The organism is Edaphobacter bradus (assembly GCF_025685645.1).
Lineage (GTDB): Bacteria > Acidobacteriota > Terriglobia > Terriglobales > Acidobacteriaceae > Edaphobacter > Edaphobacter bradus.
The window spans coordinates 1,200,300-1,213,201 of the sequence record NZ_JAGSYF010000002.1; the positions used below are offsets into that span (position 1 = coordinate 1,200,300).

At 62.2% G+C, this 12,902-nt stretch carries 7 protein-coding genes; 6 read left to right on the forward strand and 1 reads right to left on the reverse strand.

Going from position 1 to position 12,902, the window contains the following annotated elements; all coding sequences use genetic code 11:
* Positions 1 to 542: 542 nt before the first annotated feature.
* The gene (locus OHL16_RS11185; protein WP_263367205.1) at positions 543 to 1,751 is read right to left on the reverse strand and encodes a BaiN/RdsA family NAD(P)/FAD-dependent oxidoreductase; all 1,209 of its coding nucleotides are present in this window, start codon (positions 1,749 to 1,751) and stop codon (positions 543 to 545) included.
* 141 nt (positions 1,752 to 1,892) lie between these two features.
* Here OHL16_RS11185 and OHL16_RS11190 point away from each other — a divergent pair, with 141 nt between their 5' ends.
* The 6 genes from OHL16_RS11190 (at position 1,893) to OHL16_RS11215 (ending at position 12,809) form a co-directional block, all read left to right on the forward strand.
* Positions 1,893 to 3,752 carry a hypothetical protein gene (locus tag OHL16_RS11190; RefSeq protein ID WP_263367206.1) on the forward strand — a complete coding sequence of 620 codons (1,860 nt, stop codon included), beginning with the start codon at positions 1,893 to 1,895 and terminating at the stop codon, positions 3,750 to 3,752.
* 60 nt (positions 3,753 to 3,812) lie between these two features.
* Positions 3,813 to 5,087, forward strand: a complete 1,275-nt coding sequence (locus OHL16_RS11195; RefSeq protein ID WP_263367207.1) for a class I SAM-dependent rRNA methyltransferase — start codon at positions 3,813 to 3,815, stop codon at positions 5,085 to 5,087.
* A 188-nt stretch (positions 5,088 to 5,275) separates the two neighbouring features.
* Entirely contained in the window at positions 5,276 to 6,325 is a 1,050-nt protein-coding gene (locus tag OHL16_RS11200) for a hypothetical protein (protein WP_263367208.1), read from the forward strand.
* A gap of 223 nt (positions 6,326 to 6,548) precedes the next feature.
* Positions 6,549 to 8,027 carry a DUF2252 domain-containing protein gene (locus OHL16_RS11205; RefSeq protein ID WP_263367209.1) on the forward strand — a complete coding sequence of 493 codons (1,479 nt, stop codon included), beginning with the start codon at positions 6,549 to 6,551 and terminating at the stop codon, positions 8,025 to 8,027.
* A 67-nt stretch (positions 8,028 to 8,094) separates the two neighbouring features.
* Positions 8,095 to 9,246 (forward strand): glycerophosphodiester phosphodiesterase family protein, encoded by a 1,152-nt coding sequence (locus OHL16_RS11210; RefSeq protein ID WP_263367210.1) that lies wholly within the window; start codon positions 8,095 to 8,097, stop codon positions 9,244 to 9,246.
* A 38-nt stretch (positions 9,247 to 9,284) separates the two neighbouring features.
* Entirely contained in the window at positions 9,285 to 12,809 is a 3,525-nt protein-coding gene (locus OHL16_RS11215; RefSeq protein ID WP_263367211.1) for a TonB-dependent receptor, read from the forward strand.
* Positions 12,810 to 12,902 lie beyond the last annotated feature (93 nt).

Here is a 12,902-nt window from a genome sequence, read left to right on the forward strand (position 1 = left end):
CGACGAGGAGCTGAATCCGGCCGCCCAAGCTTCATCCCCAGTGATTTGACCAGACGACGAACAATACCTGGGAGCTGTATTCGTGAGCTGAGCTGTTGGGTCGCCGCATTTCCGTATTGAATACCAGCCGCCTACGTTCCCCTTTTTAACACCTGAACAGAAGTCGGCGGGGTTGAGGATACTTGTTGTTTCGCCAGATACCGTTGCCTTCATCCATCTCACGCAACGATCCGTTTCGGTATCCGGAGCGACTGACGCCTCCTGCGCCCGAAGAGTGGAGGGGCATCCGGAATTCGCAAAGGCTAAGGAAAGAGCCAGAACCTGCACAAAACGCAACTTCATAGGTCGTCTCCGCTGCATCATTATGCGCGTGAAACGGTCAAAATCGTCAAAATGATTTTGATTAGGGTAGTTCTGATGGAAGTCTCACAATATTTACAGTTACCGCGCAACAGCAAGGACGAAAAGCGGATCCCCGTTCGGCTTCGCTCAGGGATGACAACCAAAAGGCGAGAGGCAAATGCAAAAGCGAAGGGCAAAAGCTAGATGGCGCGGCCGGCGGCGGCTCCTGAGGCCCAAGCCCATTGGAAGTTGTAGCCGCCGAGCCAGCCGGTTACGTCGACGACCTCGCCGATGAAGTAGAGGCCGGGGACTCTTTTGCTCTGCATGGTGCTCGAGTCGAGTTCGTTGGTGTCGATGCCTCCGGCGGTGACCTCGGCCTTGGCGTAGCCCTCGGTTCCGGCGGGGGTGATCTGCCATTCATGAAGGTCGCGCTCTGAGTCGGCGAGGGCGGTGTTCGTCCAGCGCGCAGGAGGGTTAAGAGTGAGCCAGCGCTCGGCGAGGCGCGCGGGGAGCGCGGCACGAAGGGCCTGCAGCGCGGTCGCGGGATCGCGGCGGGCGTTGGTGGTTAGGAGTGGGGCGAAGACTTCAGGGCTGGCGTCGGAGTTGGGGGCTAGGTCGAGCGTGATAGGTTCGCCGGGCTTCCAGTAGGAGGAGATCTGCAGGATCGCGGGGCCGCTGAGGCCGCGGTGGGTGAAGAGCATCTTCTCGCGGAAGCTGGGGTGAAGGCCGCGCGCGGTGATGGTGGCCGCGATTGTTTGGGCGGAGGCGATGACCTCGGTGGAGAGGCCGGTGAGGTCGCACCAGCGGCTGCAGTCTTCCGGATTGAAGACGAAGGGGACGAGGGCCGGGCGGCACTCGACGATGCGGAGGCCGAACTGGCGGGCGAGATCGTAGCCGAAGCTGGTGGCTCCCATCTTTGGGATCGACAGCCCTCCGGTGGCGACGACGACGGCCGAGGTGCGGATGGGGCCGGCGAGTGTTTCGATGAGGAACCCGGTGTCGCGGGAGACGGAGAGGATGCGCGTACCAGGGCGGATCTCGACGTTTGCGGCGGCGCACTCGCGCTCGAGCATGGTGATGACGTCCTGGGCGGAGCGGTCGCAGAAGAGCTGGCCGAGGGTTTTCTCGTGCCAGGGGATGCCGTGTTTTTCGATGAGCGCGAGGATATCCGCCGGGGTGTAGCGGGCGAGCGCGGACTTGGCGAAGTGGGGGTTGGCGGAGAGGAAGTTCTCCGCCCGGGCGTTGATGTTGGTGAAGTTGCAGCGGCCTCCGCCGGAGATGAGGATCTTCTTGCCGATGCGGTCGGCGTGGTCGAGGACGAGGACGCGACGGCCGCGGCGTCCGGCCTCGATGGCGCACATGAGACCGGCGGCGCCTGCTCCCAGGACTACTACATCGCAGGTTTGCACGCGTTCTCCGAGGGGCTTGTGTGGGGGCAGGGCATCAGCGATTGCTTTATCTATAGTATGCAACTTATGGGTCATTGGACCCCAGGTGGGGGCGTGTTCTCCTTCTGGTCAGAACCACCTTCTAAAGGAGAGCCTCCCCCCATGCACTCTTTCAAATCATGGTCTTCCACGGGATTTCTTGTTGCCGCGACGGCGATTGTCTGCGCCGGGCTGGCGGGTTGTGGAGCAGCTTCTTCGCGTGGTTCGCTTCCCGTGACGGGCGCGGCGCTGCAGGGAGTGGTGCACGGCGGCGGACAGCCGGTGGCGAATGCCAACCTTCAGCTCTACTCTCCGGGAACGACTGGATATGGCTCGGCCTCGACGCCGCTGTTCAACCGCACGGTGACCACGGACGCGAATGGCAACTTCTCGTTTACGGGGGCGTATACGTGTCCCTCGGCCTCGACTCCGGTGTACCTGGTGGTGACGGGAGGGAACCCGGGGCTTTCGACGGGCACGAATAACCCGGTGCTGGCGATGATGGCGTTAATCGGGCAGTGCGGCGATCTGACGCCGACGAGCTACTTTGTAGTGAGCGAGCTGACGACGGTGTCGGCGGTGTGGTCGCTGGCTCCCTTCATGCTGGACTATGCGCACGTGGGCACGAGTGCGGGTAATGTGCAAGGGCTGCTGAACGCGTTTGCCACGGCTCAAAGCATGGTGAGCGTAAATACAGGCACGGCTCCGGGTACGGCTCCTTCGATTGCGACGGTTCCGGTGACGGAGATCAACACACTGAGTGCGATTCTGGCCTCGTGCATCAACTCAAATGGCAGCACGGCATCGACGGCGGCTTGCGGGAAGTTATTTACCGCGGCGACGCCTTCGGGCGGCGCGACCCCGACGGACACGATCGCCGCGGCGCTGGATATTGCGAAGAACCCGGGCCACAATGTGAGCTCGATCTATAGCGTGTATACCCCGACGGCTCCGTACCAGCCGGCTCTGACGTCCGCGCCGCCGGACTGGACGCTCTCGATCAACTACAACTCGCCTGCCCTGCAGACGCCGAGCGACCTGGCGATCGACTCGCAGGGCAACGCGTGGGTGCTGACGAACACGGCCAGCTCTTCGAGCGTGAGTGTGCTGAACGTGAACGGCATCTCGGGGACCTTTCCGCAGTCGGGGTCGGTCTTCGCGCGGATGGCGCTGGATCCGTTTGACGACCCGTGGCTGACGAACACGATCGGCTCGAGTGTGACGGAGCTGAACGGCAGCGGCAGTCGCGTGTCGTCGAACCCCTTCACGGGCGGCGGGATTCAGGGGCCGGGGGCGCTGGCCTTCGACGGCTCGGGCAACGTGTGGATCGCGAACAATACGTCGACGGTGAGCAAGCTGAGCGCGAATGGCGCGGTGCTGTCTCCGGCGGCGGGCTACCCCACGGGCGCGTCGGGACCGCCGGCGGCGCTGGCGCTCGACACTTTGGGCAACGTGTGGACGGCAAACAGTGCGGGGAGCTCCATTGACGTGATGAGCAACTCAGGCGGGGGGATTCCGGGCTCGCCTTATATGACGGGTGGACTGAGCGGGCCGTTTGCGCTGACTGTGGACTCGGCGGGCGGCGTGTGGGTAGCCAACCGCGTGGGCAGCAGCCTGAGCCGGCTGACGAGCGACGGCGCGGCGGTCGCGGGAAGCCCGTACTTTGGCGGCGGGATGAACTCGCCGATCGACCTGGGGCTGGATGGGCTGGGAGATGTGTGGCTCGTGAACTCGGGGAGCAGCAGCGTCTCGGAGTTTCTGAGCACGGGCAAGGCGCAGTCGGGGAGCTCGGGATTTGGCAGCGCGGCGCTGCAGAATCCTGTCCGGCTGGGGATCGATCGCTCGGGGAGCGTGTGGGTGGCAAACCTGGGGTCGACTACCGCGGGGACAGGGATGGTGACGCAGATCGTTGGCGTGGCGGCTCCGGCGGTGACGCCGCTGTCGCTTGCGGTGCAGAACACGGCGCTGGGCCAGCGTCCCTAGGCGTCCGTCGGATTGCTCCTCCGGTGGGTTGCGGTGTGATTGTGCGACCATACGAAAGGTATGGTTCGACGAAATATGGAGAGAGCGCGGGCCTCTGAGCCGCGTGTGGCTGAGGGCGCGGCGCATGGGCCGGCGGCCGTGATAGCGCGGCGGGCAGCGGATCGTCTCCGGGCGGGGCACCTGTGGGTGTACCGGTCGGATGTGGAGACGCTGGTGCCTGCGGTGGGAGCGGTGGAGATCGCCGGCGGGTCGTTGGTGTCTGTGCTGGATGGCCGCGGGATTCCGCTGGGAAGCGGACTGTATAGCGCGGCGTCGCAGATTGCGGTGAGGATGGTGTCGGGTGCGGCGCCGGTGGGGCGCGGGGAGTATCTGGCGTCACTCAGAGAACGGGCAGGCGCGGCTCTGCGGCTGCGGGAGGACCTGGTCGCAGAGGGAGATGCCTGCCGGTTGATCTTCTCCGAAGCGGATGGGCTGCCGGGGATTGTGGCGGACCGGTACAACGACCTTGTGATTCTGCAACTGCTGACGCAGGGGACGGCGCAGGAAGACGTCCGGCGCGTGCTGGTGGAGGTCGTGAAGGAACGGTTCCCTGAGGCGACGATGTGGGAGCGGCCGGACCCAAGGATTCGGGAACTCGAAGAGCTGGCGGCCCCATCGGACAAGCCGCTGTATTCGAGCGGAGTGGCGAAGACGACGACGGTATTCACGATCAATGGGGTCAGGTTCAACTATGACGCCGGGGCCGGGCAGAAGACGGGAGCGTTTCTCGATCAGAGGCTGAACTATGCGGCCGCAGCCAGGTATGCAAAAGGCGTGGCGCTCGACGTGTGCACGTATCAGGGCGGGTTTGCGCTGCATCTGGCGCAGCGTTGCAAGCGGGTGACGGGGGTGGACGCGAGCCGCGCGGCACTGGAAGTGGCAGATAGCAATCTGACGCTTAATGCGGGAATGGTGGCAGAGGTCGACTGGATTGAGGCCGACGCGTTTGAGCTGCTGCGGGAGTACGACGCGACAGGGCAGCGGTTCGATACGATCGTGCTCGATCCCCCCGCGTTTGCGAAGTCGAAGCGGGCCGTGGAGGGAGCGCTGCGCGGGTACAAGGAGCTGAACCTGCGCGCGATGAAGATGCTGCGGGAGGGCGGGACGCTGGTGACGTGCTCGTGCTCGCACCATGTCTCTCCGGAGGAGTTTCGCGGAGTGGTGGCGGCTGCTGCTTCGGATGCAGGCAAGAGGGTGCAGGTGATGGAGGTGCGGGGCGCGGCTCCGGACCATCCGGATGTGCTAACGCTGCCGGAGACGAACTATCTGAAGTGCCTGATCTGCCGGGTGGGCTAGGCGGGCTGCGCATTCCGTACGACAACGGTACGGCTTGACGTGGGTGAGGTGGAGATGGGACCCCACCTTTTGGTGGAAGACGGCATGATGGTCAACCGTCTAGGGTTGTGACGCACACAAAAACAGATTCGCTCAGCTCTGCTTCACAGCAGCAGATGAGGGTGCAGGTTTCAACTCTGGAGGCAGCGATGAAGAAACGCACGGCGTGGCTGATTGCGATCGCTATGGTGGGATGGATGAGTGGACGAGCGCTGGCGCAGGGCTGCGTCGCGGCGCACTCGAACCAGCGCTCGATGAATGAGCTGGTGAAGCTGTATGACGGCGGGTCGCGGCAGGGATGGTCGATTCATAACCTGACGGTCGACATCGGGTACCGCGTCTTCAACTCGAACAAGTACTTCATCGGCGACCAGGAGGTCCCGCGGCCGACGGCGGTAAGGAACCACCAGAACATCTTCGACATCGGCTTGGAGTACCAGCTCAACAAGCAGTGGACCCTCATCGCGGATGTTCCGGTCTTTGACGGCACGCGCAACCAGCTCTACTCGCCGAGCGGGATCTACCAGGTGAGCGGGATTGGCGATCTCACGCTGGGAGCGCAGCGATGGATCTTCCGGGCGCCGGCGGAGAACGGCGGCAACATCGCGGTGAGTGCATCGGTAAAGATTCCTACGGGCATCGATGATGCGACAGGTTCGGCGCTGTACAAGGGACAGACCGTGAAGGCGACGGCCGACCAGTCGATGCAGCCGGGCGACGGGGGCTGGGGCTTCGTGCTGGGGACGCAGGGCTACAAGAACCTGTGGCGCAGGGCGGACCTCTACGGACAAGGGCAGTATCTGTTCAATCCGCGGGATACAAATGGGGTGCCGACGTTCCGTAAGCAGCCGGGGCAGGGCGTGATGTCGGTGACGGACCAGTATCTGTACAGGCTGGGGGTGTCGCAGGGAGTTCCGAGGGTGCGCGGGCTGGCGCTGAGCCTGGGGGTTCGCGGCGAAGGAGTTCCCGTTCGCGATCTGCTGGGCGCGAGCGATGGATTTCGCAGGCCGGGGACGATCATCTCGCTCGACCCGGGGCTGATGCTGAATGTGCGGCAGACGACGCTCTCAGTGAACGGGCCGTGGGCGCTGTACAGGAACAGACCGCCGAGCGTGCCGGAGATTGAGAACAACACCCCGAACGGCGATGCGTTCTTTGCCGACTACACCGTGATCGTGACTTTGTCGCATCACTTCTGATGGCGGGGTGCGCGGTGGAGGTTTGAGTGAGGGATCTCCACCAAAAGATGGAATGGATGGCCCGACCTTTGGGCCATGACATGGGATCGGAGGAGATCTATTCTGCTTCTGCATAATGAAATGCTCTCCGGAGGCGCTTGAGGCGCCTCTTCTTTTTGTCTAAGAAAAGTGTTTTGAGAGGCGTAGGCTTGAACTGCTGATTTTTGCTGGAGAGGAACGAGTTATGAGCATGTCTCCCGAGCCCCAGGAGCGTCGCGCTCTGGGGCAGAAGCGGCGCAAGCAGATTCGACGCCTGGAACACGGCGGCTGGGATGGGAAGAAGCGTAAGGAGAGTCCTCTGAAGCTGATGGAGGCCTCGATGCGCGAGAGGGTGCCATCGCTGGTGGCGCTGAAGTATGAGCGCATGGCCGCCTCGCCGTTCGGGTACTTTCGCGGCGCGGTTCCGGTGATGGCGTATGACCTGTCGCTGGTGGGCAACACGGGGATCGTGTGCCAGCTTTGCGGCGACGCGCATGTGCGCAACCTGGGGGCGTACGCGGCGCAGGATGGAAGGCTGGTTTTCGACATCAACGACTTCGATGAGACGATCGCAGGGCCCTTTGAGTGGGACGTGAAGCGGATGGCGGCAAGCCTGGTTCTCGCCGGCCGTGAGGCGGGGTCGAAGAATGTGCACTGCCGCGACGCGGCGATGGTATTTGCCGAGCGGTACCGGATGAGCATGCTGGAGTTCGCGCAATTGCCGGTGATTGAGATGGCGCGCTACCAGGTGCACCGGTTGAGGGATATCGCGACCCTGGAGGGGATTCTGCGGCTGGCGGAGCGCGCGATTCCGATGCATACGCTGATGTCGCTGACAGAGGTGCGGGGTCAGGAGAACGCTGCTGTTGCGGGAAAGAAGAAGCAGGCTGCAAAAGAATTGAAGACGGTGACGAAGAACTCCGCTGCGGAGAAAGAATCGGCTAAGGCTGCAGCGAAGACGACGACGCAGGACAGGGTCTTCAAGACATCGCCGCCTGTACTGACGCGGTTGACGGGCGCGATGGCCGACAAGGTGCTCGCCGCACTGAAGTCTTACGAAGTGAACCTGCAGCCGGAGCGGCGGCGGCTGCTGGCACAGTATAGGCCAGTGGATGTCTCATTCAAGGTCGTGGGCACGGGCTCGGTGGGATTGCGCGACTATTGCGTGTACTTGCAGGGCAACGGGGCGAACGATCCGCTCTTTCTACAGATCAAGCAAGAGGTATCTTCGGCGTATGCGCCGTATGTGGGCAAGCTGCATGGCGCATGGAAAGAGTCGAGTCATCAGGGGCGTCGCGTGGTGGAAGGAGAGCGCGCGATGCAGGTGCAGTCAGACCCGTTTCTGGGCTGGACAACGCTCGATGGGCGGGACTACCTGGTGCGGCAGTTGAATGATCACAAGGCATCGATTCAGGTGGAGGACTTGAGAGCGACGAGCCTGATGGAGTACGCCGAGGTGTGTGGCGAGTTGCTGGCACGCGGCCATGCGCGGTCGGGCGACTGCCAGCAACTGGCTGGCTACCTGGGCAAGGCACCGCGGTTTGACGAGGGTGTGGTGCGGTTCGGCGAGGTGTATGCGGACCAGACGGAGGCCGACTGGAAGCAGTTGGTGGGATGGCTGAAGCGGTCTAACAAGCGCGCTGGCAAGAGGTCTGGCAAGGCGGTTCCGGCGGGTAAGAAGTAGGCCGGGCCGTCACAAATCTGATTTCCGTTAACGCTTACATAACGTTCGTGTAGGATTCTGTGGTTTCATGGCCATACGAATTCTATGCGGCGCAGTCTTCTGCGCTGGTTTGACGGCGACGACGATGCTGGCGCAAGAGACGAATCCGTACCTGCAACTGATGACCAAGGCGGGAGACCATGCGAAGGCGCACGGCGCGCTACAGCCAGTGCTCTCTCCGCAGGACACGACAGTGCTGAACGGCGAGGTCCCGTTGAAGGAGCTGCAGGCGACGGGCTTCAAGGTCGTTCCGTGGACGACGAACGAGCCGGAGAAGATGCGGCAGCTCATTCGCATGGGAGTGGACGGAATCATCTCGGACCGGCCGGATATTCTGCAGCAGGTTCTTACCGAAGAGCGCGCGGCGGCGACTGAAGCGCAAAAGAAGGCGCTGGAGAGCTTCGATGTCTCGGCGCATCGCGGAGGGCGCGGGTTGCGGCCGGAGAATACGCTGCCGTCGTTCGAGGCGGGGTTGGACCATCTGGCGACGACGCTCGAGACGGACACGGGCGTGACGAAGGATGGCGTCTCCTTGATATGGCATGACCAGTTTCTGAGTCCGCGCTCGTGTCGCAGAGCCGATGGCGCCCCGTACACAATGGAGAACCGCGTGTATCTGCGCGACATCTCGAGCGCGGACGCGCAGAAGACTTTCGTCTGCGACAAGCTCTACTTTGGGCCAGACCAGAAGAACGACCTTTCGCTGTCGCCGGTTGCGGCGGCGTTTGCGAAGAAGGAGGGGTTGATCAGCCCGTATGTTCCGACATACGCGGCGCAGCTCTTCCGGTTTGTGAGTTTTTACGTGGAGTACTACAGCAAGGGCCCGGGTCGGGGCCAGGCGCATGCGAAGGAGCGGGCTGAGAACGCGGCGCACGTGCGGTTCAACATGGAGACCAAGCTTCTGCCGGAGAACCTTCCGGTTCCGGCGGGAGCGAAAGATCCAGAGGAGTACAGGAACCACACTGTTGGGCCGCAGGCGTTTGTGAATGCGCTGTGCGGAGCAATCGTGAGCAACCATATGGAGTCGCGTGCCGAGGTGCAGAGCTTTGATTTTCGGACGCTGATTCTGGTGGAGGAGCAGCATCCCAATATCCCCACCTACTACCTGACAAGCGGCGGCAAGTCCCTGAGCACGGAGCTGGTTCCGGAGACTCTGCGGACGTCTGACGCTGCGAAATGACTGGGCGCGCGTGAGGCGCTCCATTTAAGGAGAGCTCGATGAAACACTCTATTCATCATCCAGTGAAGTCTGCGACATATTACGTGGCTAGATTTGTAGCCATGCGCAAATCCATCCTTCTCCTTCTGGCACTTGTGTGCCTCTTTCTTCTGCCCGTCGCACTGCTGGCGCAGTACGAAAACGGCAGCATCGTGGGCACGGTGCACGACGCCACAGGAGCTGTGGTTCCGGGTGCAACTGTGAAGGTTACAAATAGCGCGACGGGCATTGTCAGCACGAGGACGACCAACGACAGCGGCGACTATGAGGTTCCTGAACTGCGTGTTGGCCAGTACAACGTGGACGTGTCGAAGTACGGCTTCGCATCGTCGCGGGCGACCGACATCACGGTCTCCGTGGCGACGCGCCAGCGCATCGACCTGACGCTGAAGGTCGGCGAGACGAGCACGACGGTCGAGGTCACGGGCGTCTCGCTGCAGGTGGAGACCGACACGAGTCAGCGCGAACAGATCGTGACGCAGTACCAGTCTGCGGCGCTTCCGCTGGTGAGCCGCAACTACTCCGACCTGCTGGGGCTGGTGACGGGAGCGCGTCAGGCGCCAACGGCAGCAACCACCAGCTCGATCAGCAGCCTTGTTCGCGCCGGTGCGTACAACGTCAACGGCCAGCGCAGCATGTTCAACAACTATCTGCTGGACGGTATGGACAATAACGCCTACGGCGAGAGCAATCAGGGCTTCGACAACCAGATCATCGCCGTCCCGCCAGACTCGGTCGCGCAGTTCGCCATCGTCACCAACAACGAGAGCGCGGAGTACGGCCGATCCTCGGGAGCGACGATCAACGTGGCGTCTGCAAGCGGCACCAATCGCTTCCACGGCGCGGTGTACGAGTTCATCCGCAACACGGACCTGAACGCAGCCGGCTTCTTCAAGCCGAACATTGTGAGCAACACCGGCAGCGTCGTTCCCTTCAAGAAGTCCACGTTCAACCGCAACCAGTTCGGCATGAACGTCGGCGGCCCCATCGTTCACGACAAGCTGTTCTTCTTTCTTGACTACGAGGGCTTCCGCCAGACGCTCAAGCCCCTCAGCGTTCTTACGCTGCCGACCCAAAATGAGCTCAATGGCATCCTCGTGGTGCCGGTGAAGAACCCCACGACGGGCACTGTCTACGCGGCGGGAACGCCGATCCCCGCCGCAGCGATCAATCCGCTCTCGCGGCAGATTGTCTCGTACTTCAAGCAAATCCCCGGGCTTCCGGTGAGCGGTCTGGCTTCGACCGGCCTGGCTTCGAACGACTATGCAGTGCAGGCTCCCTTTACCGACAATGCAGACAAGGGCGACCTTCGCCTCGACTACCAGCAGAACCCCAGCAGCTCGTGGTTCCTGCGCATCAGTGACCGCAAGGAAAATGCGGTCAACAATCCGACGATTCCTCTTCCGCTGGACGGCCAGACGAATGGCAAGATCAGGATTCTGGACCAGCAGGTCGCGCTGGGCTACACGCACCTCATCGGCGCGGACAAGATCATTGACGCCCGTCTCGGGCTCTCGCGCACGAAGGCCGGAAAGTACACGCTATCGATCGGCAACAACGCCTTCACGATTCCAGGGCTGCCCAGCAACCCGGTTGTCGCTGGCGGTCTGCCTTCGATCGGCATCACCGGTTTTACCGGGTTTGGCCGGCAGAGCACGAATCCGCAGTGGCAGAACCCCGCGTTGATTGATCCCAAGGTCAACTTCACCTGGGCTCGTGGCAAGCACTCGCTGAAGTTCGGCTACGAGTACGAGCACATCTGGATGGCCGTCAACGACAACAATCCACTCTACGGCTCCTACACGTACGGCGGCGGATATAGCGCGTCCGGTTCGACGGTTTCGGATACGTACTGGGCGGACTTCCTCTTCGGCACAACGAGCGCGTACTCGTTGGCCAACTACTTCGTCGCGCATCTCCGCCAAACGATGCAAAGCGTCTACGCGCAGGACGACTGGAAGGTGACTCCGAAGCTGACGCTGAATCTCGGTTTGCGCTGGGAGTACGGTTCGCCCTACTCGGAGCAGCACAACTACATCTCTAACTTCGACCCCATCTCGCAGACCGTGCTGACCCTTTCACCCGGCGCCACGGCGGGGAACGGCATCACGCCGTACCATGGCGGCGGAGTCTACGGCAGCACGCTGGTCAATCCCGATCTCAATGACTTCGGCCCGCGCGTCGGCTTTGCCTATGCGCCTCAGGCGAATACTTCGATTCGCGGCGGCTTCGGCATGAACTTCGTGCACTACACGCGCGCTGGTTCGGGCGATATTCTGGCGATCAACGCTCCGCAGGCGCTGTTTGTCTCGGTGCCCCAGACGGGGTCTCTGGCGCCAAACCCGGCGAATAAGTGTCCGAATGGAGCTCCCGCCACAAACTGCTACGTCACCGCCGACCAGGGCTACCCCTCCACTCTGGTGACGACATTCAACCCAGCCACCGACAACATCACCTGGGTCCCGAAGGACACCCGGGACAGCTACGTCGAGAGCTACTTCCTCAGCGTGCAACGCGAGCTCTCGAAGAACATCCTTCTCGATGTTGCGTACGTCGGAAACCATGGGCTGAAGCTGCAGGGCTTCCTGAATGCGAACCAGAAGAACCCGTCGCTGGGCTTCACTCGGCCGTATGCCAACTGGCCGAGCGACATCACGGCGGCGGTGAATGAGTTCTACTCGAACTACAACGCGCTGCAGGTGCGCTATGAGCAGCGCATGGTCGGCGGCCTGACTCTCTTGAACTCATTCAGCTGGGAGCACTCGCTGGACAACGCCAGCGCATCGCTCGAAGGCAATACGCCTTCGCCTCAGGACGCGAACAACATCAGGGCTGATTACTCGCAGTCCGACTACAACCTTCCAATCGCTAACGTCACGAGTCTTGTGTACGAGCTTCCCTTTGGCCGCGGGCGTAAGTACCTCAGCGGCGCCAACGGCCTTATCGACAGCGTGTTGGGCGGATGGCAGATCAGTGCCATCAATACCGCGCAGGCGGGAACCCCCTTCAACCTGGTCTACTCGCCGAACTCCGCAACTGCAGCCTCCCCGCAGATCGGGGCGACGTATCGCGGCGCCAACGAGTATCGCCCGAACCGTGTTCAGGGCCAGAAGGTCACGCAGGGGCGCTCCTCACGATCTGCAGGTACTGGCTATGTGAACTACATCAACTACAACGCATTCGTGCTGCCAGCGACGAAGAGCGCCTCCGGCGCTCTGCTCAGTCCGTTTGGCAATGCATCACGCAACCCCGGGCGCACGCCGGCGTTTTACCAGACGGATCTCGCGGCGAACAAGAAGTTCAGCACGCCCATCGAGAGCCTGAAGGTGGAGTTCCGCACGGAGTTCTACAACATCTTCAACCACACCAATCTGTATCTCCCCAGCAGCGGTCTGGGTGGAACATTGCAGTCGTTCAGCTCGAATGGATCGGTTGCGAATTCCGGCACTCCCACGAGCGGTGGGCAGATCACGAGCACGTTTGAGCCGCGCATCATTCAGTTCGGTCTCAAGGTGATGTTCTAGAACCACAAGAAACGCTTCCTCCCTGCCAGCCGCTTCCAAGCGGCTGGCTTTTTCTTTTGCATTCGAGGGATGGTGTAGCTTGAACCAAGCTGC